The 25,938-nt window shown below is 62.7% G+C and carries 21 protein-coding genes; 7 read left to right on the top strand and 14 right to left on the bottom strand.

Annotated elements, in window-relative coordinates; genetic code table 11:
- Nucleotides 1-41 precede the first annotated feature (41 nt).
- The 3 genes from GCU68_RS13465 to GCU68_RS13455 form a co-directional block, all read right to left on the bottom strand.
- Nucleotides 42-233, bottom strand: coding sequence for an HEWD family protein (locus GCU68_RS13465; RefSeq protein ID WP_152942431.1), 192 nt, complete (start codon nt 231-233; stop codon nt 42-44).
- Between the two features lie 123 nt (nt 234-356).
- Nucleotides 357-1,868 carry a phosphoenolpyruvate carboxykinase (ATP) gene (locus tag GCU68_RS13460; protein ID WP_152942430.1) on the bottom strand — a complete coding sequence of 504 codons (1,512 nt, stop codon included), beginning with the start codon at nt 1,866-1,868 and terminating at the stop codon, nt 357-359.
- A gap of 416 nt (nt 1,869-2,284) precedes the next feature.
- Nucleotides 2,285-2,722 (bottom strand): cupredoxin domain-containing protein, encoded by a 438-nt coding sequence (locus GCU68_RS13455; RefSeq protein WP_152942429.1) that lies wholly within the window; start codon nt 2,720-2,722, stop codon nt 2,285-2,287.
- A gap of 121 nt (nt 2,723-2,843) precedes the next feature.
- Here GCU68_RS13455 and GCU68_RS13450 point away from each other — a divergent pair, with 121 nt between their 5' ends.
- The 3 genes from GCU68_RS13450 (at nt 2,844) to GCU68_RS13440 (ending at nt 6,898) form a co-directional block, all read left to right on the top strand.
- On the top strand, nt 2,844-3,569 hold the full coding sequence (locus tag GCU68_RS13450) for a protein sorting system archaetidylserine synthase (RefSeq protein WP_152942427.1): 726 nt from the start codon (nt 2,844-2,846) through the stop codon (nt 3,567-3,569).
- Nucleotides 3,570-3,641: 72 nt separating this feature from the next.
- The gene (locus GCU68_RS13445) at nt 3,642-4,988 is read left to right on the top strand and encodes a HEAT repeat domain-containing protein (RefSeq protein WP_152942425.1); all 1,347 of its coding nucleotides are present in this window, start codon (nt 3,642-3,644) and stop codon (nt 4,986-4,988) included.
- Between the two features lie 104 nt (nt 4,989-5,092).
- Nucleotides 5,093-6,898, top strand: coding sequence for a phospholipase D-like domain-containing protein (locus GCU68_RS13440; protein ID WP_152942423.1), 1,806 nt, complete (start codon nt 5,093-5,095; stop codon nt 6,896-6,898).
- A 113-nt stretch (nt 6,899-7,011) separates the two neighbouring features.
- Here the strand turns inward: GCU68_RS13440 and GCU68_RS13435 are convergent, their stop codons facing one another.
- The 7 genes from GCU68_RS13435 to GCU68_RS13405 all read right to left on the bottom strand — a co-directional run bounded on the left by GCU68_RS13435 (nt 7,012) and on the right by GCU68_RS13405 (nt 15,972).
- Nucleotides 7,012-7,446, bottom strand: a complete 435-nt coding sequence (locus tag GCU68_RS13435; RefSeq protein ID WP_152942419.1) for a metal-dependent transcriptional regulator — start codon at nt 7,444-7,446, stop codon at nt 7,012-7,014.
- A gap of 130 nt (nt 7,447-7,576) precedes the next feature.
- Entirely contained in the window at nt 7,577-8,071 is a 495-nt protein-coding gene (locus GCU68_RS13430) for a type 2 periplasmic-binding domain-containing protein (RefSeq protein WP_152942417.1), read from the bottom strand.
- 79 nt (nt 8,072-8,150) lie between these two features.
- Nucleotides 8,151-9,242, bottom strand: coding sequence for a hypothetical protein (locus GCU68_RS13425; RefSeq protein WP_152942416.1), 1,092 nt, complete (start codon nt 9,240-9,242; stop codon nt 8,151-8,153).
- Nucleotides 9,243-9,405: 163 nt separating this feature from the next.
- Nucleotides 9,406-10,620 (bottom strand): Fe-S cluster assembly protein SufD, encoded by a 1,215-nt coding sequence (sufD, locus tag GCU68_RS13420; protein ID WP_152942414.1) that lies wholly within the window; start codon nt 10,618-10,620, stop codon nt 9,406-9,408.
- Nucleotide 10,621: 1 nt separating this feature from the next.
- On the bottom strand, nt 10,622-12,052 hold the full coding sequence (gene sufB, locus GCU68_RS13415) for a Fe-S cluster assembly protein SufB (RefSeq protein ID WP_152942412.1): 1,431 nt from the start codon (nt 12,050-12,052) through the stop codon (nt 10,622-10,624).
- 61 nt (nt 12,053-12,113) lie between these two features.
- Nucleotides 12,114-13,022, bottom strand: coding sequence for an ABC transporter ATP-binding protein (locus GCU68_RS13410; RefSeq protein WP_152942411.1), 909 nt, complete (start codon nt 13,020-13,022; stop codon nt 12,114-12,116).
- A 220-nt stretch (nt 13,023-13,242) separates the two neighbouring features.
- Complete coding sequence (locus GCU68_RS13405) at nt 13,243-15,972, bottom strand: DNA-directed DNA polymerase (RefSeq protein WP_152942409.1); 2,730 nt, start codon at nt 15,970-15,972, stop codon at nt 13,243-13,245.
- A 120-nt stretch (nt 15,973-16,092) separates the two neighbouring features.
- Here GCU68_RS13405 and GCU68_RS13400 point away from each other — a divergent pair, with 120 nt between their 5' ends.
- The 3 genes from GCU68_RS13400 to GCU68_RS13390 all read left to right on the top strand — a co-directional run bounded on the left by GCU68_RS13400 (nt 16,093) and on the right by GCU68_RS13390 (nt 17,480).
- Nucleotides 16,093-16,278 carry a DUF7331 family protein gene (locus GCU68_RS13400; protein ID WP_193565053.1) on the top strand — a complete coding sequence of 62 codons (186 nt, stop codon included), beginning with the start codon at nt 16,093-16,095 and terminating at the stop codon, nt 16,276-16,278.
- Between the two features lie 99 nt (nt 16,279-16,377).
- The gene (locus GCU68_RS13395) at nt 16,378-16,926 is read left to right on the top strand and encodes a DUF7322 domain-containing protein (RefSeq protein WP_152942407.1); all 549 of its coding nucleotides are present in this window, start codon (nt 16,378-16,380) and stop codon (nt 16,924-16,926) included.
- 68 nt (nt 16,927-16,994) lie between these two features.
- Nucleotides 16,995-17,480, top strand: coding sequence for a DUF7346 family protein (locus GCU68_RS13390; protein ID WP_152942405.1), 486 nt, complete (start codon nt 16,995-16,997; stop codon nt 17,478-17,480).
- A 47-nt stretch (nt 17,481-17,527) separates the two neighbouring features.
- Here the strand turns inward: GCU68_RS13390 and rad50 are convergent, their stop codons facing one another.
- The 4 genes from rad50 to GCU68_RS13370 all read right to left on the bottom strand — a co-directional run bounded on the left by rad50 (nt 17,528) and on the right by GCU68_RS13370 (nt 24,356).
- Nucleotides 17,528-20,206: a DNA double-strand break repair ATPase Rad50 gene (gene rad50 / locus GCU68_RS13385; protein WP_152942403.1), complete on the bottom strand. Its 2,679-nt coding sequence runs from the start codon at nt 20,204-20,206 to the stop codon at nt 17,528-17,530.
- Nucleotides 20,203-21,534 (bottom strand): DNA double-strand break repair protein Mre11, encoded by a 1,332-nt coding sequence (mre11, locus tag GCU68_RS13380; protein WP_152942401.1) that lies wholly within the window; start codon nt 21,532-21,534, stop codon nt 20,203-20,205. Before mre11 ends, rad50 begins: the two co-directional genes overlap by 4 nt.
- Before the next feature lie 108 nt (nt 21,535-21,642).
- Nucleotides 21,643-23,673 carry a hypothetical protein gene (locus tag GCU68_RS13375; protein WP_394352485.1) on the bottom strand — a complete coding sequence of 677 codons (2,031 nt, stop codon included), beginning with the start codon at nt 23,671-23,673 and terminating at the stop codon, nt 21,643-21,645.
- 413 nt (nt 23,674-24,086) lie between these two features.
- Complete coding sequence (locus GCU68_RS13370) at nt 24,087-24,356, bottom strand: MarR family transcriptional regulator (protein WP_152942398.1); 270 nt, start codon at nt 24,354-24,356, stop codon at nt 24,087-24,089.
- A 124-nt stretch (nt 24,357-24,480) separates the two neighbouring features.
- Between GCU68_RS13370 and pan1 the strand changes: the two genes are divergently transcribed.
- Nucleotides 24,481-25,698 (top strand): proteasome-activating nucleotidase Pan1, encoded by a 1,218-nt coding sequence (gene pan1 / locus GCU68_RS13365; protein WP_152942396.1) that lies wholly within the window; start codon nt 24,481-24,483, stop codon nt 25,696-25,698.
- Nucleotides 25,699-25,938 lie beyond the last annotated feature (240 nt).

Raw genomic sequence — 25,938 nt, 5'->3', positions numbered from 1 at the left:
GACACGTCGCAGACGACAGGCCGTCGCGATCACACGTTCGGCTACTCGTCGGGTTCAGCGACGGGATTGAACGTCCCGTTGATGTCCCACTCGTGAAGACAGTGTGGGTTCCCGACCTGCTTTTCGCCGTCTTCGCGGGCGAGTTGCCACGCCTCGAGGTCGCTGTCCCATCGTTCTGCTCGACCACACCGTTCGCATACGCGGGCCGTTGGCGTTCGTACCTGTGGACTCATTACTGGAGGTGAGAACTGGACTCATATAACAGTATTCCTGTTCGGCAACGCCATCGCTCACGGCTGAGAGACGATCAACAGGGCAAAACGGGGATCGAATACAGCGTGAACGGACCGTCTGAATCAGTAGACGGCGTCTTTGATTTCGTCGCGGAGTTCGTCGAACTGCTCGAGGTACGTTCGTCGTTCGGCACGCAACTCTGCAACGGCGTCGTCGTAGTCCTCGACGTGGTCGGGGACGTAGTACTTCTCGATGTCCAGTCCGGGGACGGATTCGGGGATCGTCAATCCGGTCCGGTCGTCGTCGGTCCACTCGATCGTCCCGCGTGCAGTTTCCGTCAGCACCGTGACGGATTCGGTGACGCCGATATCTTTGGACTTCGCGCCAAGATAGCCCGTGTTGATGACGAAACACTCGGCGTCGAGTTCGTCGATGAGATCCTGGAAGATGTTGCCTTCCTCGCCTTCGGGACCCATAATAAAGGGATTCGTCCCAACGACGCGGATCGATTCACCCGCACGGGATGGATCGCCGGCGCTGGTCTCGATCGACTCACCGAGCATGAACGCGACGGCGGCCTGCTTGTCGTTGAGTTTCGCGACCGGCGGCATCAGCGGGTTCCGCGTGATGAAGAAGACCTGATCCATCCGCTCTAAGTCGATCTCGTCGTCGGCGCTCTCGAGTTGATCGCGCTGGATGATCGCACGGGAGTTTGCGGTGTAGCGATCCTCGTCGAAGTGGACCGTGCCGTCGTCGTCGACGGCGACGTTCTCTAAGATCGCCGACTCGTCGGTTGCGGCCTCGTACAGTTCGGGCTGTTCGTCTTCACCGAGGCCGATCGTCTTGATGAACAGGCCCTGCCCCTCACTGCCGGGCACCGAGCCGTCTGGCAAGAGTCCACAGACGTCGTCCTGCAACATCGTGGCGTCTTCGGGATTTTCGAGCCAGCAGCCGTGGGAGGTTAGCGTCGATTTGCCGGTCGCCGAAAGCCCCATGAACACCTGCCCGACAGTGCGCAGGTCGCCATCCTCGTCACGGACGCGAACGCGCTTGCTGCCGGCGTGGAGGCCGAGTCCGCCCTGCTCTTTGATTCGGAACATGAACATCCGAAGGAACGACTTCTTGGCTTCACCGGTGTAGTCGCTGCCTAACACCGCAGTGAAACTCTCATCCGGCAGGACACGAATCGCCGTCTCGTCGTGGTCGGGAAGCTGGACGGTGTAGAGGTCGGGTTCGCGGCCGTCGGTTGGCTCGAACAGGTTCGCCCACGCCAGCGCGATACGCGCGTGCTCGACGGGAACGAACAGTCGGCAACAAAACGTCGCCTCGGGGTGGCGACCCATCAGCCGGTCGACGCAAACCAGTTTGCGCTCGCCCACGAGATCGATAGCCTCGTCGACCAGTTCGTGATCGCGGTCGGAGAAGTCGGCATCGACGGTGTTTTTCGTCCGATCGGAACTCCGCGATCGATACTCACTGACGTACGACGGCGACCCAAACTCGGTGGTCGTCTCGTCGTCGGCCGCGAGCTCACGGAGTTCAGCAAGCGATGGGTTGTAGTGGACGTTCGACGCTGTTGTCGGATCGGGAAGCTGCCGGACCAGCGGACGGATCTCAGCCCCGGTTTCGGACATATACATAGACCACCGTGAGCCCAATGTATAAACATGGAGGATTCTGATCAGAGTATGTCATATCCTACCCAGTGACCGGATGACATGTCCCATTTCACCCCCTTTAGCGGGCCGTCAGCGACCGATTCGTTATCCAACAACTAACTGTCTGAATCTATATATGTATAGAAATATACTCGATAACGGAATAATTCTCAATGGCCGACTGTAGCGGGATCTCCTCGAGTCACAGACAGGGTTTTCGAAGAGACTGCTGACGGAAACGGCCGTTCGCGGCCTCGAGTCGGTCGCGGCTATGCCGTGTACGGACCGCCTGTGAAGTGGCGAAAGGACTCGTTACGGAACCGAACGCGCGCTCGCGGTGCAAAAACGAACAACTGACACACAACCGAGGGAGTCGGAACCGAGGTGGCCGGTCACTCCGAGACGATGATCGTTCCGATCATGCCGCCCCTGACGTGGGGTTCGCAAATATAGGTGTACGTGCCCGGCACTTCGAAGGTGTGTTCGAACGTCTCGCGGGGGCTGAGCCGACCGCCGGTGTAATCGTGCCAGGCGGTGCGGGCCGTCTCCTCGTCCTCGAAGCCGCCGGTTGCGAAATACTCCGCCTCCTCCGGGATGCTGTTTTCGAGGGCGGTCACGGTGTGGTCGGCCCCGCTCGTGTTCTTCCAGACGACGGTTTCGCCGACCTGTGTCTCGTACTCGTCGGGGAGGAACTCGTTTCGGCTCATCGCGATCGTACATTCGTCGCCGCTACAGGGCTCGTCTTCGAAGGCGCTGCGAACGGTCGAACACCCGGCCAGTCCGGCAGAGACGGCGGTTCCGACGGCGGCGAGATAGGCGCGCCTGTTCATACGAACGCGTTAGGAGAGTCGCGACATAACGGCCCCGGTTCGATCGTCGAACGCCGAGTCGACTCGAGTGGGCGTTCGGAAACGAAAACACGTAAGGTAGCTCCCCGTCGAATCCGCGAGTATGCTCCCCCGGTTCGTCGGGCGACTGGGCGTCGCCGACGCGGTGACGGTCGCCAACGCGGCGCTGGGATTCATCGCCGTCGTCATCGCGTTCGTCGACATCGAGCTCGCCGCTCGGCTCATCTTGCTTGCAGCGATCGCGGACGGACTGGATGGGATCCTCGCGCGGCGCTACGGCGGCACCGACGCCGGCCCCTATCTCGACTCGCTTGCAGATGTCGCCTCCTTTGCTGTCGCCCCTGCCGTCCTCGCCTTCGTCGTCGTCACCGATGGGTTCGACATCGGCTTCGGTGCGGTGACGACCGAGTTACTGCTGGTCACTGTGATCTGTGCGCTGTTCGTCGCAATGGCCGTTACCCGACTCGGCATGTACACAGCGTACGACGTCAGCGGGAGCTGTACCGAGGGCGTCCAGACGACACTCGCTGCGACGATCCTCGGGGCTGCGATCCTCGCCGGCGAGACCGAGCCGTGGCTCGTCCTCGCGGTCACGGGCGCGTTCTGTTATCTGATGGTCTCGCGCATTCGGTATCCCGACTTGCTCGCACGCGACGCCGCGATCATGGGCGTCGTCCACGCGCTCGCGATTCTTATCCCGTCGTTTGCCGGCCGAACGTTCCCGTACGCCCTGTTGACGCTCGGGATCGCCTACATGACGCTCAGCCCGTGGCTCTACTGGCGCGACGATACGCAGCCAGCGTCGTCCGAACTGCATGGAAACGCTTAGGACGGTCCTGACACGACCGTAGTGTATGCACACCGCCACGCGTCGACGTCGTTTCAGCACCCGGGTGATGCCATGAGCGACGACGAGTCTGCCGGTGCCGACGAAACGGACACCGAGGAGGAACGCGAATCGGTCGACCTCGAGGCCATCCGCGAGACCCTCGCGGCGTTCGAATCGGACGTCGAAGGGCTCGAAGCAGACCTCGAGGCCGCCGAGACCGAAGACGACCTCGACGTCGTCGAAGCCGATCTCGAGGCGTTTCGCGACGAGTTCGACGAAGTCGAGATCCCGGAGCCACCGGAGACCGACGACGAGGACGAGGAGGATGAAGAAGACGAAGAGCCCACGCCCGAAGAACAACTGCAGGAACGTTACGACGATATCGACAGCGACGTCTCCGACCTCGAGTCCGAGCTCGAGGACCAGCGCGGTCCCTACGGCGAGGACGTCGTCAGCGAGATCGAAAGCGCCAGCGGCACGATCACCGGTACCCGCTGGACCGAGGAAGGGAACGCAGAACTGATCGAGGCCGTCGACGACTTCCTCGAGACGTTCAACGACCTGCTCGGCAGCGACGTAACACGCTCCGCCGAGGGTGAGGACGTGCCCGCCCAACTCGAGACGACGCTCGAGACGGCGGCCGACGCCGTCGAGGCCGCAGCGCTCGATGCCGACGACGACGCCGAGACGATCGCCGGTCTCCTCGAGTGCTGTGACGACCTCCAGTCCGACGTCGACGACGCCACCGAGTGGACCGACCTCGAGGTCCGCGAACAGATGCGTCGGGAAGGGTTCTACGACGTGCTCGATCACGTCAAGGACTTCCCGCCGGAGTGGCACGCACTGAAAGTCCACGAGAAACGTGGCAACGTCGAGATGATCCTGCTCGCCCTCGAGACGTTCGACTCCGACTTCATGGAAGAACACTGTCTCGAGGCGCTCGAGCGGATGGGTCCCGAGGAAGCCATCGACCCGATGCTCCAGAAGGCCAACCGTCGGGACACGGCCGCAATGAGCATCCTCGGCAAGATCGGCGTCGACGACGACGAGGTCGTCGAGACCCTGCTCGACTACGTCGATTCGAACCCGAACCTCCAGCAGCCAGCGTTCCGGGCCCTCGGTGAGATCGGTGCCGAGGCAGCCGTCCAACCGATCGCCAACCAACTGGTCGACGACAACGCAGATGTTCGTAGTCGGGCTGCTCGCGCACTCGGCCTGATCGGTGACACCCGGGCCATCGACCCGCTCGCGGACGTGCTGGCCGACGACGAGGAAGACCGCGTTCGCGCCAGCGCCGCCTGGGCGCTCAACCAGATCGGCACCGCCGATGCCCTCGAGATCGTCGCCGACTACAGTGACGACCGCGCGTACCTCGTGCAGGCCGAAGCCGAGAAAGCCTCACTCGAGCCGGCAGCCTAACGGACGGAATCGGCTCGATTTTTCACGTGTCCGTTCCACGGACAGCGTCTACGTCGAACGCTGGAGCCGAGGGTTTATATTAGAAGGGGAGGCCAGACGGCCCGATGGAGCGCCGACGGCTCGCGTACGTCGTGCTCGTCGTGGTCGGTACCGTCGGGTTCGTCGCGACTGTGACGGCAGGGATTGGGTTCATGACAGCCGAATCTACGACGAACGAGAGTTCGTCGATCGACCCACGACACGATCTGGAAAGCGGCCCACCCTGTCCCCCCAGTATGACTGGGTCGACAAACATGATGAACACAACGGTGACAGCGGGGAATACAACCGACATCGATCCCCGAATCGTCGAACTCTACCCCAATCCGACCACCCACGGTAACGTCGGCGAGTATCTCGTCCTCGAGGTCCCACCAGAAACGCCACTCGAGAACTGGACGATCACCGATGGACACACGACCGCTGCCCTTCCCAACCGCACCGTCTCCGGCCGCGTCGCGGTGAGTACCGATCCGAACGTCACCGATGGACTGACCGACCACCCTGTCCTTGGCCTCGAGGGAACCCTGCGACTCGCCGTCGACGGCGACACACTCGAGATGCGAAACGGAACGACCGTCGTCGATACGGTCTCGTACGACCGCGCACCGACAGCCGAACGATGGTACCGAACCGACGGCGGCGCAGTCACTGCCGATTCACAGCCGACCGACCCAGCCGACGGAAGCTGGCACCCTCGAGGCGCGACCTGTCTCCCCGTCTCGAGCGTCGACGTCGACGAGGCGACGGCGTTCGTCCTGCCCGACGCACCCGACGTTCCGCGTGAAACGCTCCGCGAGGCCGACGATCGGCTCCTGCTCGCGGGGTACACGTTCACCTCGAGCGAAATCGCAGCCGACCTCGTCGCGGCGGCCGACCGCGGCGTCGACGTCGCCGTCCTCCTCGAGGGCGGGCCCGTCGGCGGCACACCGCAAGCGACCGAGCCGGTCCTCGAAACGCTTGAATCGGGCGGCGTCGACGTCCGCGTTATCGGCGACGAAGGCGCTCGCTACCGTTACCACCACCCGAAGTACGCTGTCGTCGACGACACCGTCCTCGTCACGAGCGAGAACTGGAAACCGTCGGGCATCGGCGGAACTTCGAGTCGCGGCTGGGGCGTTCGACTCGAGGACGAACGGCTCGCGGCGGATCTCGCGGCTGTCTTTCGAGCGGACCACGGTGGCTGGGACACCGTCGCCGGTTCGAGCCATCTGGAAACGACCGCGTTCGTCGACGACGAGAGCGACGGGGCAGACACCCGAATCCGCTCACGTGAACACGAACCGACGACGGTTCCCGTCGATACTGCCGAACTCCTCGTCGCGCCGGACAACGCCGACCGGCGGCTGACAACACTTCTCGACGCGGCCGACGACGAAATCCTCGTCAAACAGGCCAGCATCGACGACGATACCGCCGTTCTCGAGGCGACGATCGACGCCGCCCGCCGGGGCGTCGACGTCAAGATCCTGCTCGATTCGACGTGGTACAACGAAGCCGAAAACGACGCGCTCACGAAAGCACTCCGGCAACTGGCCGCCGACGAATCGCTCCCGCTCGAGGCCAAACTCGTCGACGAGACCGACCGGTTCAAAAAGATCCACGCCAAAGGCGTGGTGATCGATCGGGAGGTCGTCGTCGGCAGCGCGAACTGGAACGACAACGCGTTCGAGAACAATCGCGAGGTGCTCGTCGCGGTCCACGGAACGGAGATCGCAGCCTACTATGCAGCCGTTTTCGACGACGACTGGGCCGGCAACCACGGGCGCTGGACGCTGCCGTTGGGGATCGGCGTGACCGTCGTCGCCGCACTCGCCGTCGCAGCGCTCGTCGGGCACAGATACGTTCGTTTCGGCGATCCGGAGCCCTAACGGAGTCGGTCGAAACGACAGAACAGCGCCGCATACGGACGACTTCTCGTCAGTGCCAGTGGCACCCGCGGCCTCGCCTTGGAGGCACCGAAAACTCGGGATCGCAGACCGTCTCAGTCCGCACAGCCGTCGGGACCGACCTCGAGTCGCTCGCAGTAATCCCGCTCGGGATCGAAACAGTCGGGACAGTCGCTGGGTCGGTTGATGATGGTGTCGAGGCGCTCGGCGACGGTGTCGTCGATGACGCTCTCTAAGGCCCGTGCCTCGTCGCGGAACTCGTCGACCTCGAGGACGTTGGCGAGAAACCGTTCGATGATGCAGTACGTCTGGAGGGCGTCGTGTGCGCGTTCGAGTCCCTCGTCGGTGAGGGTCGCACCCTTGTACTTCTCGTGTTCGACGAGCCCTCGATCCTCGAGTTTGCCGATCATCTCGTTGACGCTCGCCGGGCTGACCTCGAGCAAATCCGCGAGCGTGCCGGTCGATGCAGGGCCCTCTTCGATTCGTTGTGCGAGATAGATAGCCTTGAGATACTGATCTGCGGTATTCATTGCATCTCTCCGTTGTAGCCGCCTGTCGCAGTGTTTTCTCGCCGGCGTAACAACCCCCGGGAGTCCATACACCGTACCGTTCGCAGCGTCGTAGGGACAGCGACCGCGTGCTCCGGGTAGCCGACTGTGTTCATGCTCGTTGCTCCATGATCTCGGTTACCTCTTTGACGCCCTCACGTTCTTCTTCGCGGATCTCGGAGAGCGTCGCGAGCAGTCGGTCGCGATCGATGGCGAACTCGGCGTCGGACGCCTCGATCGCTTCGATGAGGTCGTCGTAGAACTTGTACGCCGTCTCTTCGTTCGCCAGTTGATCGTAGAGGACGCCGTCGGTATCTTCCGGGGGGCCGTACTGGGCGTCGACCAACGCGTTGATCTCCTCGTAGGGAACCGTCTCGGCCTCGAGATCAGCGATCAGCGCCTCGAGGCGCTCCCGGTGGTCTGCCGACTCTGCTGCGGCCTCGACGAGCAACTCTTGTACCGCCTCGTCGACCGTCGCCTGCTCTTCGGGCGAAAGCGAATCGAGATGGTGGGCGGCCCGTGACTCGACTAGCTCTTCCAAAACGACCCCGATCTGGAGCAGTCGAGTCAGTTGGTTGTCGCTCGAGACACGCTGTCCCAAACTCATACGACGATGTCCGGGCCGCTGATACTTAACCGTCCCTACTCGATGTTTTCGAGTCGGTCGACGGCGTCCTGTCCGGTGCTCATCGCCGATAATGCCAGACGCGTGATCCCTCGCCACCGTCGACGCAGTCGACCTGCTTCAGCCCTGTTTTGATACACCGCCACCAGCCGTCTTCGGTCTCGTAGCCGGCCGGACACTCCTTATAGAGCGCCTCGACGAAATCGGAGCGGCGTGCTCGGCCTTCGTCCCGCACGTACGCGAGCGCTCGACCGACGGCGTGACGGCGTTTCTCGATCGTCTCTGCCGACCGACCCGGAATCGACAGCGCCTCGAGATCGGCCACATCCTCGCCCGGACGAACACCGTCATCGGCGAGTCGGGTCGAGGAGGTGTACTCGAGGCCGGTTTGGACCTCCCTGTTCAGCCGTTTGCGCGTCGTCGCAACCGCTCGTCGGGAGAGTTCGTCGAGTCGCTCGGTCTCGACGGAGCCGAGCACGCCGGCGTCTTCCACCACCGGATCTTCCGGAATGCGTGCGACGCGTTCCGGGGAGAGCGTCGGGGTGGCGGCCGTCTGGTCGGCGTCGGACTCGACCGCGGCATCGGTGGTCGCCACCGAACTGTCGTCCGTCGCCGCCGACCCACCGTCGGCACGTGTTCCCGATGCCGTCCTCGAGGCCTCACCGTCTCGTTGGTCAGTCGCCTCGGGGCCGTGTCGAACCGTCCGAGGTGAGCCACGTACCTCGAGGACCGGCTCTGCTGACTGCATCGTCTCCGCATCGTCGCACTGGCTCGATCGATCACGCTGGTCGGCGGGTACGTATCCGTCCCGATCCGAGTCGGCAGCGTCGACTGTCGATGTCGGTGTCGCACCGTTCGTGTCGCCCGCGTCCGCTCCGTCGTCTGTTCGATCCTCGTCTCGATCGGCCGTCGACGAAAGCGCCGAAACTCGGTCCTCGAGCCGATTGAGTCGCTTGCCATACTCCGCCAGCAGTCGATCTCGATCCCGGTCCCGGTCGCCGCTGCGGTCAGCCGGCTGGTCGGCCTCGATCGAGCCGCGGTGTTCGATGATCCAGCGAACGTACGCCTGCCGACTCTCGAAGCCGAACAGCGCTCGCTCGGCTTCGAGTGCGTCGACGAGTTCGTCCTCGAGTTCGACGGAAAGGGCCCGCATCAGTCAGGTGTACCAGCGCATCGTACAAAAGTCGTCGTCAGACACCGTCGCGGGGTCGACACACTGCCGGCGCTGGGCGGGCAAAAAACGCGACGAAAACCGCTCGGGAACGGCCAACCGATCCCGGATTCGAGTTCCGAATCGAGCGTCGCGGCGGTCGGGTCTATCGCTCGCGAAGTCGTGCCGCGACGAGGTCTTCTAAGTCCTCGCGCAGTTCGTCGACGTCGACTTCCTCGAGCACGGGGACGAAGAAGCCTTCGACGAGCATGTTGCGTGCCGACCGTGGATCGACACCGCGGGAGGTCATATACAGCAGGTCCTCAGCGTCGATCTGGCCGACCGTCGCGGAGTGACTGGCCTCGGTATCGTGGTTGTTGATGATCAGTTTCGGTGAGGCGTCGGCCTCGGACTCGTCGGAGAGCATCAGCGTGTTCTCGCGCTGGTAGGAGCTGGTGTCCCAAGCGTCGCGGCCGACGTCCTGAACCCCTTCGTAGACCGAGCGGGCGACGTCGTCGGTGACGCCGCGAGTGACGAGGTCGGCCGTCGTGTGCTCGGCACGATGCCACACCTTCACGTCCAGGTCGAAGTGCTGGTCGTTGTGGCCGTAGAAGGCACCGACGATCTGTGTCTCGGAGGAGTCGCCGTTGAGCTCCGTCGAGACTTCGGTCTTCGTCAACTGGGAACCGAGGTTGCCCTCGACCCAGTTGATCGTCGCGTACGTGTCCGCGTCACCGCGCTTGAGGGTGAAGTTGTAGGCGTCCTCCGAGAGGTTCTGGAGGCTGCCGTACTGGACGTAGCTGTTCTCGCCGGCGGCAACTTCGACGATACCGCTGTAGTACTGCTCGTCGGCCTCGTCGCCAGTGGACTGGCGCTCGAGAATCGTCACCGAACTCGATTCCTCGGTGACGACGAGCGTGTAGTTGAACAGCGAGCGGGAGTTTTGCTCGGTGCGGATCGTCACGTCCTCGGCGTCGACACCTTCGGGGACGTAGACGACGGTTCCCGTGCTAAACAGCGCCGTCGAGAGCGCCGTCAGGTAGTTCTCCTGAGGATCGACGATCGAGCCGAAGTGCTCTTTGAGGAGTTCCTCGTGCTCGTCGACCGCCTCGGCCCACGGCAGGACGTCGACGTCCTCGGGACCGACCTGATCTTTGTTCTCGGCCGCGTTCAGCGGGTCCACGAGCGACTCGAAATCGAGTTCGTGAAGGTTCGTCCAGTCTCGACCCGGCGTGCGGATGACGTCGGGCATGTCGAGCGCCTCGAGGGCCTCGAGGGCCTCGAGACGGGTCTCTAAGAGCCACTCGGGCTCGTCTAAGTTCCCGCTGATTTCGCGTACCTGTTCGTCGGTCAGATTGGCGTGTACCTGCGTCGTGCTCATATTATCCGAGGCTTCCCTCCATCTCGAGTTCGATGAGGCGGTTGAGTTCGACCGCGTACTCGATCGGCAGTTCCTCCGTGATCGGCTCGATGAAGCCGGCGACGATCATCTTCTTGGCGTCGTCGTCGTCCAGTCCGCGCGACTGGAGGTAGAAGATGTCCTCGTCGCCGATCTTGCCGACGGTCGCCTCGTGGGCGACGTCGACTTTCGATTCCTCGATCTCCATGTACGGCATGGTGTCCGAGGTCGATTCGTTGTCGAACATCAGCGCGTCACACTCGACGGCGGTCGAGGAGTTCTCGGCACCGTCAGCGATGTGGACGAGGCCACGGTAGTTGGTGCGGCCGCCGTCTTTCGAGATCGACTTGGATTCGATGGTCGAACTCGTCTCGGGCGCGTTGTGGTAGACCTTCGCGCCGGTGTCGATGTCCTGGCCCTCGCCGGCAAAGGCGATGGTGATGTGGGTGTCGGTCGCGCCGCGGCCCTTGAGGATCGAACACGGGTAGAGCATGGTCGCTTTCGAGCCCATCGAGCCCGAGACCCACTCCATCGTGCCGTTTGCTTCGACGATAGCGCGTTTGGTGTTGAGGTTGAACGTGTTCTTCGACCAGTTCTGGACGGTCGAGTACTGAACGTGTGCGTCCTCGCCGACGAAGACTTCGACACCACCCGAGTGCAGGTTGTGAGTGCCGTATTTCGGCGCAGAACAGCCCTCGATGTAGTGGACTTCGGAGCCTTCCTCGGCGACGATGAGCGTGTGCTCGAATTGGCCCATCCCTTCAGAGTTCATCCGGAAGTACGCCTGGACGGGCATGTTGACGGTGACGCCCTCGGGGACGTAGACGAACGAGCCGCCGGACCAGACGGCACCGTGGAGTGCGGCGAACTTGTTGTCGCTTGGGGGGACACACGTCGTCATGAAGTACTCCTTGACGATCTCAGGGTGCTCCTGAACCGCCCGGTCCATGTTCATGAAGATGACGCCTTTCTCCTCCCACTGCTCTTGCATGTTCTGGTAGACGACCTCGGACTCGTACTGGGCGCCGACGCCGGAGAGAGCGTTCTTCTCGGCTTCTGGAATGCCCAGCTTGTCGAAGGTGTCTTTGATCTCGTCGGGCAACTCCGTCCAGTCGTCGACGCCTTCGCGCTTGTCGACGTCCGGGCGGATATACGGGACGATCTCTTCGATGTCCAGTTCGGTCAGGTCCGGCTGGCCGGGCCAGTCCGTCGGCATCGGCATGTTCTGGTACTGCTTGAGCGCACGCAGGCGGCGCTCGAGCATCCAGTCTGGCTCGTCTTTGTCCTCGGAGATCATGCGGATGACCTCCTCGGTCAGGCCCTTCTCGGACTTCACCGCGGCGTTCTGTTCTTTCTTGAACTCGAACCGCGCTTCAGTGTCAGTTTCTTTGAGGTGATCTTGTTCGGAACTCATAATTTGATTGTGTCTATGGTTACGGCTGTAAGGTTATTACCGTTGTTCTAGCCGAATTCGGTTACGCAGTGCCGTAGACCTCTTCGCGGACCCAGTCGTAGCCCTTGTCCTCGAGTTCCGCTGCGAGCGAGGCGTCGCCGCTTTTGGCGATCTGGCCGTCGAGCATCACGTGAACGTGATCTGGCTCGACGTAGTCGAGGATGCGCTGGTAGTGGGTGATCTGGAGGATACCGGTGCCCTGCTCGTCGCGAAGGGCGTTGATGCCGGCGGAGACGTCCTGTAGGCGGTCGATGTCGAGCCCGGAGTCGATCTCGTCTAAGACGGCGATCGAGGGCTCGAGGATAGCTGCCTGCAGCACTTCGTTCTGTTTCTTCTCACCGCCGGAGAAGCCCGCGTTGAGGTAGCGCTGGGCGAAGCGCTCGTCCATGTCGAGCGCTTCCATCTTCTCCTGAAGGATCTCCTGGAACTCGGCGACGCCGACCTCGCCCTCGTCTGCGGGGCCTTCCATCGGGGACGTCTCGAAGCCTTCGTCCGCTTCCTCCTCGTCGTCGCCCTCCTCGCCCTCGAAGAGTTCCTCGCGCTCTTCGATCTTGGCGTTGAGCGCTGTGCGCAGGAAGTTCGTCATCGTGACGCCGTCGATCTCGGCCGGATACTGGAAGCCGAGGAAGATCCCGAGCGCGGCACGCTCGTTGGGCTCGAGCTCGAGCAGGTTCCAGGTTCGCTGGTCCTCGTCGATCTCGACCTCGTCACCGAACTCGTCCTCCTCTAAGTGGAGCAGGACCTCGCCCTCGGTGACCTCGTAGGCTGGGTGGCCGGCGATGACCTTTGCAGTCGTCGACTTCCCGGACCCGTTCGGACCCATCAGCGCGTGAATCTCGCCCGACTCGACCTCGAGATTGACGCCCTCGAGGATCTTCTCATCGCCTTCTGCTACTTCCGCGTGCAGGTTGCTTAGTTCGAGACGTGCCATAGTACTCTGTCACGTAAACCGTGGATCGTATGACTGATAACGGTTTCGTATCCGGTTGGATACGATCCTGATTAGAGAAGATTATTTTATAAAACAAAAACCGAAGCTACGGTTCGGCGTATTTCGGCGCCGCGACCGAGTCGAATCCCGTCATACTGGGGGTTGCATCCCCTCCCGAAATCGGGGTCGTAGACACGGTGTGACACAGTATCCGTCTATCCTACATGAAGCTGTCAAGCCCTTTCTGCTCTTGTCCGCTTTTGACTTCCTCCCACGAGACGCCGAGTGCCTCGAGAATGCGTTCGATCGGCCCTTTCAGCGTTTTCTCGAGCATCGTGTCGTAATCGACCTCGAACGCCTCGGGAATCTGGTCGTCGTACTCGAAACAGATCACGTCCGGATCGCGCTTGAACGCGCCGTAGAGCGGATCGGTGCGGGCGTCGAACCCTTCCTCGGCCTCGAGTCGCTCGAAAAAGGAGGGATCGACGCGATCCAGATACAGCCGTTTGGGCTTGCTGCCACGCTGGAAGTTGGTCCCGAGCAGCAGGTTCGCGTACTTCGCGCCGCGAACCTGTGCCGTGTCGGTGTCGTAGTTGTCGAGTCGTTTGCCGATTCCGCCCGGGATGGCGATCTCCTCGAGCGAGATGTCGCCCGCGCGGACGTCCTCGATGATGCCGTTGACGTACTCCTTTGCCCCCTCGACGTCGCCATCTTTGACGATCATCTTGATGACCTTGTGCTGGACCTCCTTGGTGATCGGGGCGATGTCCGAGCGCTGGTACTCGAAGCCGACGATGTCGATCGTGTCGACGTCTTTACCCTCCTTCCACGTGATGTGGCCGGCGTAGCGTTTCTTCTTGCCCGCCTGGAAGAACCGTCGGTACAGTTTCTCGAACTCGATCTGGAAACGGTGAGACTCCGCATTGAGCTCGTCGCGTGCGAAGTCGTCATAGCGTTCGTTGATGTACTCCTCGATCTCGAACGATTGCTCGAGGGCGTCGTCTTTCGGGACGTCGGGGCCGAGCTCGAGCATGACCGAATCGGTGTCTCCATACGCAACCTGATAATTCAGCTCGTTTGCGGCAGTCTCCGTGAATTCGATTACTTCTCGGCCTGTAGCCGTAATTGCAGATGCAGCTTCCTTGTCATATAGACGGAAACGTTCCCATCCAGACACCCCATAAAGCGAATTCATGATGACCTTTACCGCACCCTGCTGGCGGTCGTACTGTTCGTACTCGAGCGAGCCGGGTTCGTACTCGTTTCGCAGCGACTTCTTCTCCTCGCGCTCGGCGAGCAACTCGGTGATCATCTCGCGCATGACGCCGTCGGGCTCCTTGCGGAAGTGAATCGGCTCGGGCTTGGTCGGGGCGACGTAGGTCTCCCCGTCGTACTCGTCGGGGTCGACTTTCGTCTCCGGCGAGGCGTTGACCGTCGTCATACACATCGGATACAGCGACTTCAGGTCGAGTACGGTGACGTTCTCTTTGACACCCGTGATCGGGTCGAACACCGCACCACCTTCGTACTCCTCGCCGGCCTCCTGCTGGCCCTTCGAGGGCAGCGCAAAGCGGCCGTGGGCTTCGTGGAGGACGTACATGTCGACTGCGTCGCCGGGTGTGGGGGCGTCCTCGAGTTTACAGCCGACAAAGGAGCGCACTTCGTCCCAGAACGGGATGATCTCCTGTTGGCGATCGAGTTCGACACAGAGTTCGACGTCCCGAAGGTTGTACGCGAGCAGTTGGGTCGGGTCGTCCTCCCAGAGGTCGCCGATGTCGCCGGCGTACCGCTCTTTCCCCACTCCTAATTCGGCCTCGCCGACGGCGTCCAGTCGGTAGGAGTCGAGTTCCGAGAAGACCATCCGCTGGTAGCCATACAGCAGGTCGAAGACGACCCGGCCCTTGATGTCCGGCCCGCCCCAGTTGCTGCGCCAGACCTCGTCGACTCGAGAGAGGCGATCGATCTCGAGATCGTAGTCGTGGTGGGGCCCCTGCAGTTCCTCGAGGCGGTCGAGGAAATAGGGTGCGTCGAAATCCTCGAAGTTCCAGCCCGTCAAGACGTCGGGATCGGTGTCTCGGACGTAGTCGACGAAGGCCTCGAGCATCGCTTCTTCCTCCGTGAAGTTTCGGACTTCGTGCTCGAGTTCGCCTTCGATCGGCTCGTACTCCTCGATCTCGGTCGGGATTTCGCCGTCACCAACGGGAGCCTCGTAGAGCCACATGATGTACTCATCGCGGTAGGAGTCGTGACTGGTGAGACAGACGATCGGCTCCTCGCCGTCCTCGGGGAAACCCGAACGGTCGTCGACCTCGATGTCGAACGTGCAGACACGCGGGTCGGCGTCGACGTCGGCCGGTTCGACTTCGTCGTGGGGGACGACCAGCGAGTCGTCGTCGGCCCGCCGTTCGGGCACGCGGATGCCGCTTCGAACGTCCTTGTCGATCAGAAACCGGTTCGGGAAGAGAATGTCGGCCTCGAAGTGCTGGAAGTCATCGCGCACTTGCCCGACGTCACGTGGCGTCTGCCCGAAGATTTTAGTGAGCCTCTCCCCGCGAATGCTCTCGTAGGGCTCGCCGTTTTCGCCGACTTCACGGCTGCCGGTGAGTCGGTCGTACTGCTCTTCTGGCGGGCGCTCGAGTGAGTCTGTTGGCGCGTAGAAGTACGGCTGAAAGCCGACGACCTGCACGTGCTCTAACTCGCCGTCGGGGGTCCGGCCAAAGACGTGCATGATCGGCCGTTCCTCGTCGCCGTAGCCGGCGATGGTGTAGTCGACCTGCATCACGGCTAGCTCGAGGGTGCCGTCGGCTTCTGGAAGGGTTTCCTCGACGACGTCGATCACCTCGCCAGCGTTCGATCCACCGTTTCCCGCGACGGCGACCGCCTCTGCGTCCGGTCGCTCGGAGGACTCCTCGGAAAAGTCCGTGAGTCCAGTTTGGCCCGCCTCAGTCATGGTATCGGGCTTGGCAGTCGCCGGATAAAAACCCCCTCAATTCGACGACTGGCGTCGTGCCGTCTGAGTATTGCAGGTGCAGCAAGACATATAACGTGGTAACACATACCATGGCGATAGGTGATCAAAGTGTCCACCCACGTCAACGACGACACGACGGATCGAAGCGAGCCACGTAGTGAACCAGCGGGCACCGCGACGGTCGAGTCCTACGAAACGGACGACGGTGTCGTCTTCTATGACGCCGAGAACCCGCTCGCGTGGGTCGAAACCTCCCGGACGTTTTCGCTTTCGGAAGTCGCCTGATTTGCTCCAGTCGCGGTGTGTATCGCCGCTCGACCGGCCGTCGATTCGACGACCGGTCGAACACGAACGCTTTTTTGAGTCGTTGTCCACCGTTCGAGTGTGGGAGCCGACCGATCCGAGCACGAACCCGACGAACCCGACGAGTACGATCCCGAAGCGGCGTTCAGGGATCCTGATGACGACTCACTGACCATCCCTCGAGTGCCGACCGAAGACGCGGGGTCTGACCTGCGGTCGGATCTCAAAGCGGAGTTCGAGGAGGATGCGGCCGCTCCCGAATTCTCGACGTCGGTGTCCGACGTCGACAGCGATCTTCTCACCCACTTTTGGGCGCTCGTGCTCGTCGTCAACGCCGCCGTTCTGGCGTTTGCACTCAGCCTTCTCTTTCTGGTGTTCGAGGGCGAAGAGACCTACAGCGCCTATCTGTTGGCTGCCGGCCTCGTTTTCGCTGGCTTTGCGATCCGTCGTTATCGAACCTTCGAACGGCCCGACGACACCACGGCTGAGGGTGACGACGATACTGACGACGAACCGACTGCCGACACGGCTGAGACAGCGGGTGACGACCTCGAGACAGCCGACGAAACCGCGTCTCAAGACGCCACCAGCACCGACACCGACGACGATCACCACGCCGAATCGACGTAGCAGAATAGAGGCAAAACTACTTCAATAGCGGTCTCCGTACATCAGTCACCGGACGAGCACACACGACCATGAAAACCGTCCACGACGACACCGGCAAACGGTACCTGCTTCTCAAACGCTCCGAACACGCGAGCCTCGTTCGAAATCCGAAGAACGGCAACGAGTGTTACATCCAGAACGACCGCCTCGAGGACGACACCGACGAGTCACCTCTCGAGACAGCGGCTCGAACCGTCTCCGACCCGGCCCGAACGCTCCTGACGAACGTCCACGACGAAGCGACGCTCGGACTCCTGATCGAACTCGATAATCGCGGGCCGCTCGGTATCCGCACGCTACTCGACGAGTACGACTTCTGTGAGAGCGACCTTCACGGTCGGCTCACGGTATTATCGGCTGCTGGCTTACTCGAGGAAGTCGATATCGCCTGCGAGCGCGGCTACCGAGTCACCGAGACGTGTACGACTGCGCTCGACCACCTCCCAACGGCTGCGGAACGCGAGCTTCGAGCGGTCGCCGAGTCGTCGGACGGGACCGCAGACAGCAGTTCGTAAGCGCTGTCTCGAGCGTGAGTGCGTTCTCGTGAGCCGTTTGGCCAGCTTCAGTCTGACGCAAGCAGCTCCGCTTCGGGTGGCTCGCCGCGCTCGAGTCGCGAGCGGTTCGACGTGGCGTCCTTTTCGATGCGGACGAGCGAGTCTGCCGCGCCGACGAGTTCCTCGTCGTGGCTCACGACGACGATCTGCTCGACGCCGAGGTCGCGCATCGACTCGACCAGCGAGACCAGTTGCGTGACGTGTCCGGAGTCGAGGAAGACCGTCGGCTCGTCTAAGATGAGGGGCGGTAGCGGGGCCGTGCCCTCGACCCCTTCGGCGAGCAGGCGGTAGATCGCACACCGCAAGCTGAGATTGAAAAGCGCCCGCTCGCCACCCGAAAGCTGTTCGGGCTCTAAGGTCTCGCCGTCTTTCTGGTAGACGGTCAGGCGATACTCGCCGTCGAGGTCGATCGCCGCATAAGAGTCGTTCTGGTAGACCAGCTCGAACGTCTCGTTGAGCAGCCGTTCTAGGGTTTCGACGTTTTGCTGGCGCAGCTCCGCCCGCAGGTCGGCGTAGGTCGCCTGCAGCGTCTCGGCTTCGTCGTACAGCGACTCGAGCCGCTCACACCGCGTCTCGACGGTCTCGAGGCGCTCGCGAAGCTCCTCGAGTTCCTCGAGTTCCCGTTCGGCGGCCCCGATCGCGTTCTGTAGATTGTCGTGGTTGGACTCGAGCTCCTCGAGTTTCGAATCGACTTGTTCGATGTATTGCTCGGCGTTCTGTTTGTCCGTGCGGGCGGTTTCGAGGCGGTCCTCGTCGAACTCCGACTCGAGGGCGCGCTTGCGCTCGCGTTTGGCAGCGAGCGTCTCGCGGCGCTCGTCGTTCATCGTCTCCCAGTCTTGCCGGCGGTCGCGCAGGGCCTCGATCCGCTCTGTGAGACGCTCGCATTCGTCGTCGAGGTCGGCGAGCCGTCGGAGCGACTCGAGAGCATCTTTGATCTCGCCGCGTTCGGTGTTGATCGCGCCGAGTTCGGTCCGGTGGTCGGCGACTTCGCCCTCGAGATCGTCGGCAGCGGTGCGCTTTTCGTCCGCCTCGGCCGCGTACGCCTCGGCATCTTCGCGCAACTGCTCGCGTTGCTCGCGGCGGTCCGCGAGCGTCTCGCGTTTCTCGGCGAGCAACTGCTCGATGTTCTCCCGGTTTGCCTCGAGTTGCTCGACCGTTCGCTCGGCTTCACACAGCGCCTCGGCGCGGTCGATCCGGTCGTCGAGGGCGTCGCGCTCGGCCTCGAGGTCCGTCCGTCGCTCCTCGAGAGCCGCGAGTTCCTCGCGCGTTTCATCCAGTACATCGACGTGTGGCGAATCCTCGACGGGCTGGCCACATTCGGGACACTTGCCCTCCTCGAGCAGTCGTTCGCCCTCCTCGATCGCGTTCTCGGCCGTCCTAATATCGGCGGTAACGTCGCCGAGTTGCTCGGTCAGCTCCTCGCGTTCTGCCTCGAGTGCTTCGAGGTGGGCCTCGGCCTCGCCGAAGTCGATCGGTGCGTCGGCGAACTGCTCGCGTTCGGCGTCGATGTCGGCCTCGAGGTCCTCGAGTTTGCGTTCGCGCTCTGCGATGGCCGCTTCGTCGGCCTTGAGTTTCGCCTCGAGGTCGTCGGCCGTCTCGCGGGCGCCGTCGGCCTGTTGCTCGAGGTCGTCGGCTGCCTCGCGGAGCCGTTCGATGTCGCTGTTGGTCTCCGTGATCGAGACGCGGACGTCCTCGAGGTCGTCCCGGAACTCCTCGTCGCGCGCCTCGAGGGTCTCGATACGTGCCTCGACTGCACCGTCGCTCTCCTTCTCGAGGTCGACCTCCGTCAGTAACGCTTCGCGCTCGGCGGCGAGTTCCTCGCGTTCGTCCTCAAGCGCTCGAATCTCGTCCGTTGCGTCCTCGCGGTCGCGTTCGGTGTCGGAAATCTTCGATCGCAGCTCCTCGATGTCGGCCTCGAGGGTTGCGATCTCCTCGCGGGTCTCCGCGTGGCGCTCGAGGACGTCCTCGGCAGTCTCGAGCGTGGTCCGGGCCTGTTCGCGCTGCGTTTCGTAGTGGTCGATCTTCTCGCCGACCTCGTTCTGGCGGGCCTCGAGACTGTTCAGGCGTTCGTGAAGCTCCTTCCCTTCTTTCTGCTCGACCTGTTTTCGGAGGTCCTCGAGGACCTCCTGTTGGCCGTCGAGTACGGTCTTGACGCCGAGTCGGGCGTCGCTGGCGCGTTCGCGATAGTCCTCGAGTGCGCCGAGCTGGAGGAGGTCGTCGATCATGTCCTGGCGATCGCTCGGCGAGGCGTGGATGAGCTTGTTGACCTCGCCTTGCCGAACGTACGCGCAGTTGACGAACGCCTCGGCGTCCATCCGGAGCAGTTCGGTCACCTCGCGGCGGACGTCCCGTGCCCCTTCGATCGTTTCGGTGGACGTCTCGAGGACGCATTTCGCCGTCGTCGCGCGGTCGCCGCGGAGTTTGAGCCGGCGTTCGACGTGGTACTCGCGGCCGTCGTGGGTGAACCAGAGTTCGACCTCGGTTTCGTCCTCACCGGTCGTGATAACGTCGTCTAAGGTGCGGTCGTCCAGTGCCTTCGAGCCGTAGAGGGCGAAGAACACGGCCTCGAGCAGTGTCGATTTCCCGCTGCCGTTGACGCCGTGGACAACGGTCACACCACGCTCGAGTCCGAGTTCGGCTTCCTCGTAACACTTGAAATTCAGCAGGCGGATGCGGTCGACTCTCATGCGAAATCACCCAGCGAGGTCGAGTCGGCAGGCCCGCGCTCGCCGTCTGCGGTCGTGCCCTCGGTTTGCTCGTCGCCGCCAGTCGAAGCGGCGGCGTCGCCATCGGTTTCGGGAGCAGTGTCAGCATCGGTCTTGGTAGCAGCGTCGTCGGCGAGTTGATCCGCGACCGTCGTCACGTCTTCGTCGTCGGGCTCGCGGTCCGGGGCCGGATCGAACGCGGCCACATCTTCCTCGAGAATCCCTCGAACGCGTCGTTCAACGGTCTCGCGGACGTTCGAGTCGACCACCCCGTCGTCGCGGACGGCCTCGTCGATCTCGAGGGCAGCGTCGCTGAGTCCCAGTTCGCGGACGCGGTCGCGAACGGCCGCATCGGGGTCAGCGAAACTCACCGAGACCGCTTCCTCGTCGTCGGGAAGCTCCCGACGGTCGTTGACGCGAGCGATGAGCGCGCCGCGGTCGATGGCCGCCTCCTCGATCGTCGCCGGCGTGATCGGTCGACCATCGCCTTCGATCGTCACGATGACGACCGCGTCCTCGAGGTCGTGCTGGCGGACGCGTTCCTGAACGCGGTCGACGCCCTCGTCCTCGGCGAGGTCGACGTCGACGAAGACGAACTCGCGGGTGTCGGTGAGCCCGCGACGGCTGATCGAGACGGCGTCGTCGGTGAATTCGACGAGGTTGTAGCCCCGATCTTCGCGTTCGCTCGCGCTTGCGCGTTCGGTCGAGCCACAGTAGGTAACCCACGTGTCGAGCAGCTCTGCGGTGTCGGGTTTATGATTGTCGCCAAGCAAGACGGCGTCGAAGTCGACCGTCGACTCCGACAGGAGGCGCTCGGTGTCCCAGTCGGCGTGGGCAAACGGTTCGAACAGGCCGTGGCTTACGAGCGTCGCATGGTCGGCTGCCTCGGGAACGGGAGCGAACTCGTACTCGAGCCCATCGCGACGCGAACGGGGGACGAAATCGAGTCCGTAAACGGCCACGTCGTCGATCAGTTCGGGCTCGGCACCGAGTCGCGTTGCGAGGCCGAGATCGGCGAAGAGATCGAGCCACTGGGCGTCGCGTTTGCCCTCGTGGTTGCCGACAACGGCGAGAAAGGGAATGTCGGCGTCGGCGAGCGTCCGTAAGATTTCGACGGTCCCCTGCAAGTCGACCAGTCCCGGCCGGCGGTCGTGAAAGAGGTCGCCGGCGTGGATCACGGCGTCGACGTCGTCGGCAACGGCGTCCTCGACCACGTCACGAAACGCCTCGAGAAAGTCCTGGCGTCGCTCGGGCGAGTTGTACTGCTGATACCCGATGTGGGTATCGCCCGTATGTAGTACCCGCGTCATTGCTCGCTCGTTGGCGGGCGCGTCCTAAAGGGGTTCGGTGACCAGTGTGAAAGTGAACTCGAGCGCACGGCGGCGTCTCGCAGCCGAACAGCGCATCCGGCTGTCGGATTACAGCGTTTCGGCGGCTCGGGCCTGTTCCGTGCGCCGATCGGCCTGTCTCAGTCTGTTTCGGGTCGCGTTCGAGAGCGACTTCGGGAGGTCGTCGCTGGCCTCCGCGAGGCGCTGTTCTACCCGTTGGAGTCGCTCGGCGACGGCCTCGAGTTGCTTGTCGGAACCGGCTCGCTCGCTGTCGCGTGCCCGTTCGGCGGCCCTTCGTGCGGCCTCGACAACTGCTGCAAGGGCACGCTCGAGACCCTCGACGGCGTTCGACGAATCGTCGTCTCCGTCCTCGTCGTCTCCGTCCCCGTCGTCATCGTCGTCGCCAGCCGCTGCAATCGCCAGCCGCGTCTCGTCGGCAATGTCAGCTACGAACTCCGAGAGGGATGCTTTGCCGGTCTCGGGGCGCTCGATACGGACCATCGACCCGGCTTCGGGAGAGGGGTTGACCCGATAGGCACCAACGGCGTCGTCGGTGTCCCGGACCTCGGTCGTATAGGCCCCGCCTGCGTGGACGTAGACGGCATCGTTCCCGTCGATCGACGACTCGTACAGCCGCCCGGCGAAGTCGTCTTCGACGGCCACCGACGAGAGGTCGCTCGACGCGTTTTCGCCCCGAATTTCCAGTTTCGTCGCCTCGTCGCGGGCGACCAGCGGAATCTCACCGCCGACGCCGGCCGCCGTCGGCGTCCCGTCGTCAGAGACGCTGACACGTTCGCTGTGTGGTGCTCGACCGGCACCGTTGATCGTCAGTCGGTGCTCGCCGGCCGGGACGTCCTGGACGACCGCGACGCCACCGAATGTCGGGACGGCCTCGGGGTCGCTCTCGAGCAAGACGACCGACTCGAGGGCCGTCTCCGTCGTCGTCAGTCCTTCGTCCTTCGGCGCGTTGTCGGCCGTGATCGTCTCTGTGAGACGAGCGACCACGGTGTTGATCGGTGCCGCCTCGCCGATGGCGTCGTAACGGTCGGCCAGCGCTGTCCGGTGGTTCGGAACGGAGATATCCGCCGCCGGATTCTCGTATCGAGGCTGGCTCCACGGCGTCCCCGTCGTCGTGATGTGGCCAGCCATGGCATCCTCGACTACATCCGGAACAGTGAACTCGAAACTCAACTGCGGGCCGGTAAACGACGTAATGTGCTCGAGTTCGTCGCTCGGAACGAGGTCGTACTCGACGTCAGTGTCGGCATCGCTCGTTCGCTCGGTGTGCCCGAAGACGAGTCCAGTTTCGCGCGTCGGCAGACCCGTTGGTGGCGACGTCAGCGCATCGTACGATCGGACCGTCAACTCGTCGTCGATCAACGACTCGCGAGTGACGGACGGCAACCGCTCGTGGTCGTATATTGGGACACCGTCGTACTCCGGCACGAGGTACGGGAGTCGCGACCCCTCGTCTCGCGGCAGTCCGTACGCGAGCGGAAGTTCGAGGTCTGCGAGGTCTTCGATGCCCTCAAGCGCCGTGTTCGTGATATCCGCCAGCAAGTCGTCGATGGCGACCCGCTGGAAGCGGTCGGGGACGTCGTTGACCGAGAGCGTACTCGAATGGGAACCGAGTTCCGAGAGGATACGCGGAATCAGCTCCGGATCCGGGTCCAGAAACTCGTTGTTCGGGACCGTCCGGGAGTGAGAACTGGCGACGTACAGTTGCGGGTCGCCGGTTTCGGTGTCGACGAAGACGTGCAACACTTCCCAGTCGTGCCAATGAAAGTTTGTCGTGAACTGGTCGAACACCGAGTAAAACCAGAACTGGACCACGGCGAGCGGTGACCCCTCGTACTCGACGGCGTGGTAGAACACCGTCGGATTCGGGGGGGCTCCCTCGCTGTACTGCTCGTGGTAGCCGTCGACGGCGTCGAATCCGGTGACGAGCGTCTCGCCATCGCGCTCGCTGACGTAGGGACGCGGGTCCGTCGGAAACCATGGCTCGTGAACGTCGAAATACAGCGTCGGAGCGAACCGCGTCGCCAACTCCCGCGCCGCGTCGTCGTCTATCCGACTCGTCTGCCCGTCGCGTTCGCGTTCGAACGCCGAACAGCCGGCCATCGCAGCGCCACCGATACCGGCGAGTGCACCGAGGACGGTCCGGCGATCGATATCGCTTCTCGAGTCGTCGGTCACGAGGTATCACGATCCGTCCGGAAGCACACAGTAGAGACGCACACAACCGTTCTTGTGCTGAACATATCTTGGGAAGCGTCTATATGCCCAATAAACCTTCTGTACTCGTCGAACCGTTCAGTATCCGCTCGACTCCTGGGGAAGAATGACAGAATAAACACACTAACGCGCGACTCGCCTGTACTCGCGACTCGGAATGCCTCATCGTCTCTGCCGATTCGTTCGCTCGAGGATTCCGTCGGCAACCGTCGATCCGAGCGGAGAGTCGAACGAGAAAATCGAGGGAGAAGATCGACCGTCGATGCGTCGAGTTCCTCGTCGCCGTGACAGTCGTCCGATTACGCTTCGATGTCCAGACTGTACAGTCGCTTGCGCGCGTCCGAGAAAGAAAATCGTGAGTCGATCACGTTTTCTTCGTCGAGACGGTTCAGTGCATATCGAACCGTTCGAGACGGCAGGAGCGTTTCGTCGGCGATCTGCTGTTGGGTCATCGTGTCGTTGTACTCGAGGACCTTCGCGACGAGTTTCGCACTCGGTGGCAGCTCTCTGACGTCATCCCACGTCCCCCGCGGTTCGGCCTCGTGTCGCAACGACTCTGAAGCACTCATCACCTCTCCGTTTCGAATACAGGGTGATAATATTTTCTGTTTCGATAAATGCCTAGTGGTTATATTTCGTGACTGAGTGCACCTACCCGAAGCCTCTTATGAAGCAACACCCAAAGGACGGGTGATGAGCGACACTGTGGACGACGTCGACCTCCCATACGACGAGGACGAGGCGTCCCAACAGGAGAAGATCCAGGCGCTCGAGGAACAGCTGGAGATCCTCGAGGCGCAAAACGAGGAGATGAGAGACAAGCTCCTCGATGCCAACGCCGAGAACAACAAGTACCAGCAGAAACTCGAGCGACTCACACACGAAAACAAGAAGCTCAAGCAGTCCCCGCTGTTCGTCGCCACCGTCCAAGAAATCACGGACGAAGGCGTCATCATCAAACAACACGGGAACAACCAGGAGGCGCTGACGGAGGTTACCGACGAACTCCGCAAGGAAATCGACCCCGACGACCGGGTCGCCGTCAACAACTCGCTGTCTATCGTCAAGAGCCTCTCGAGCGAGACTGACGTGCGCGCCCGCGTGATGGAAGTCACCGAGAGTCCCGACGTCAGCTACGAGGACATCGGTGGACTCGAAGAACAGATGCAGGAGGTCCGCGAGACCGTCGAGATGCCCCTCGAGAAACCCGACATGTTCGACGACGTCGGGATCGACCCGCCGAGTGGCGTCCTGCTCTACGGACCACCGGGGACCGGCAAGACGATGCTCGCCAAAGCCGTCGCCAACCAGACCGACGCCACCTTCATCAAGATGGCCGGCTCGGAACTGGTCCACAAGTTCATCGGTGAGGGGGCAAAACTCGTCCGTGACCTGTTCAAGGTCGCTCGCGAGCACGAACCCGCCGTGATCTTCATCGACGAGATCGACGCCATCGCCGCCAAGCGGACGGAGTCCAAAACGTCGGGCGACGCCGAGGTCCAGCGGACGATGATGCAGCTCTTGAGCGAGATGGACGGTTTCGAGGAGCGTGGTGAGATCCGGATCATCGCCGCCACGAACCGCTTCGACATGCTCGACCGCGCCATCCTCCGCCCGGGCCGGTTCGACCGCCTCATCGAGGTGCCAAAGCCAAACGAGGAGGGTCGTGAGATCATCTTCGAGATCCACACCCGCGGCATGAACGTCGCCGACGACGTCGACTTCGCCGAACTCGCCGCCGAGGCCGAGGACGCCTCTGGAGCCGACGTCAAGGCCGTCTGTACGGAAGCCGGGATGTTCGCCATCCGCGACGAGCGAACCGAAATCCGCATGGAGGACTTCCGGAACGCCTGGGAGAAAGTCCAGGCCGATTCGGACGAAACCGAAGACGTCTCCAAGACCTTCGCCTGAACTGGCCGTTTTCTCTCCGTTTCTCACCGCTCGAGAGCGTCCTCGCCGTCGCTGTACGGCGCTCGACAGACGCGTCCGACAGTCGATACTGAAAACTCAGGGTCAATTCGCTCGGTACAGACACCAACAGAACAACCACAGCGGTGACTCGGTTCGCTTCAGACTGAGACGGTCTGCGATACCGGATTCCCGGTGCACCCGCAGGACGGTCGCGGGTGAATCGGCACTGACGGACAGTCG

The organism is Natronorubrum aibiense (assembly GCF_009392895.1).
In the GTDB taxonomy this organism is placed as follows: Archaea; Halobacteriota; Halobacteria; order Halobacteriales; family Natrialbaceae; genus Natronorubrum; species Natronorubrum aibiense.
Note: the sequence above shows the minus strand (reverse complement) of the source record. Positions and strands in the feature narration are given on the sequence as shown.

Excerpts from the sequence above, each read along its gene's own strand:
- GCU68_RS13465 (WP_152942431.1), bottom strand. The coding sequence starts at position 233 with ATGAGTCCACAGGTACGAACGCCAACGGCCCGCGTATGCGAACGGTGT.
- GCU68_RS13460 (WP_152942430.1), bottom strand. The coding sequence starts at position 1,868 with ATGTCCGAAACCGGGGCTGAGATCCGTCCGCTGGTCCGGCAGCTTCCC.
- GCU68_RS13455 (WP_152942429.1), bottom strand. The coding sequence starts at position 2,722 with ATGAACAGGCGCGCCTATCTCGCCGCCGTCGGAACCGCCGTCTCTGCC.
- GCU68_RS13450 (WP_152942427.1), top strand. The coding sequence starts at position 2,844 with ATGCTCCCCCGGTTCGTCGGGCGACTGGGCGTCGCCGACGCGGTGACG.
- GCU68_RS13445 (WP_152942425.1), top strand. The coding sequence starts at position 3,642 with ATGAGCGACGACGAGTCTGCCGGTGCCGACGAAACGGACACCGAGGAG.
- GCU68_RS13440 (WP_152942423.1), top strand. The coding sequence starts at position 5,093 with ATGGAGCGCCGACGGCTCGCGTACGTCGTGCTCGTCGTGGTCGGTACC.
- GCU68_RS13435 (WP_152942419.1), bottom strand. The coding sequence starts at position 7,446 with ATGAATACCGCAGATCAGTATCTCAAGGCTATCTATCTCGCACAACGA.
- GCU68_RS13430 (WP_152942417.1), bottom strand. The coding sequence starts at position 8,071 with ATGAGTTTGGGACAGCGTGTCTCGAGCGACAACCAACTGACTCGACTG.
- GCU68_RS13425 (WP_152942416.1), bottom strand. The coding sequence starts at position 9,242 with ATGCGGGCCCTTTCCGTCGAACTCGAGGACGAACTCGTCGACGCACTC.
- sufD (WP_152942414.1), bottom strand. The coding sequence starts at position 10,620 with ATGAGCACGACGCAGGTACACGCCAATCTGACCGACGAACAGGTACGC.
- sufB (WP_152942412.1), bottom strand. The coding sequence starts at position 12,052 with ATGAGTTCCGAACAAGATCACCTCAAAGAAACTGACACTGAAGCGCGG.
- GCU68_RS13410 (WP_152942411.1), bottom strand. The coding sequence starts at position 13,022 with ATGGCACGTCTCGAACTAAGCAACCTGCACGCGGAAGTAGCAGAAGGC.
- GCU68_RS13405 (WP_152942409.1), bottom strand. The coding sequence starts at position 15,972 with ATGACTGAGGCGGGCCAAACTGGACTCACGGACTTTTCCGAGGAGTCC.
- GCU68_RS13390 (WP_152942405.1), top strand. The coding sequence starts at position 16,995 with ATGAAAACCGTCCACGACGACACCGGCAAACGGTACCTGCTTCTCAAA.
- rad50 (WP_152942403.1), bottom strand. The coding sequence starts at position 20,206 with ATGAGAGTCGACCGCATCCGCCTGCTGAATTTCAAGTGTTACGAGGAA.
- mre11 (WP_152942401.1), bottom strand. The coding sequence starts at position 21,534 with ATGACGCGGGTACTACATACGGGCGATACCCACATCGGGTATCAGCAG.
- GCU68_RS13375 (WP_394352485.1), bottom strand. The coding sequence starts at position 23,673 with ATGGCCGGCTGTTCGGCGTTCGAACGCGAACGCGACGGGCAGACGAGT.
- GCU68_RS13370 (WP_152942398.1), bottom strand. The coding sequence starts at position 24,356 with ATGAGTGCTTCAGAGTCGTTGCGACACGAGGCCGAACCGCGGGGGACG.
- pan1 (WP_152942396.1), top strand. The coding sequence starts at position 24,481 with ATGAGCGACACTGTGGACGACGTCGACCTCCCATACGACGAGGACGAG.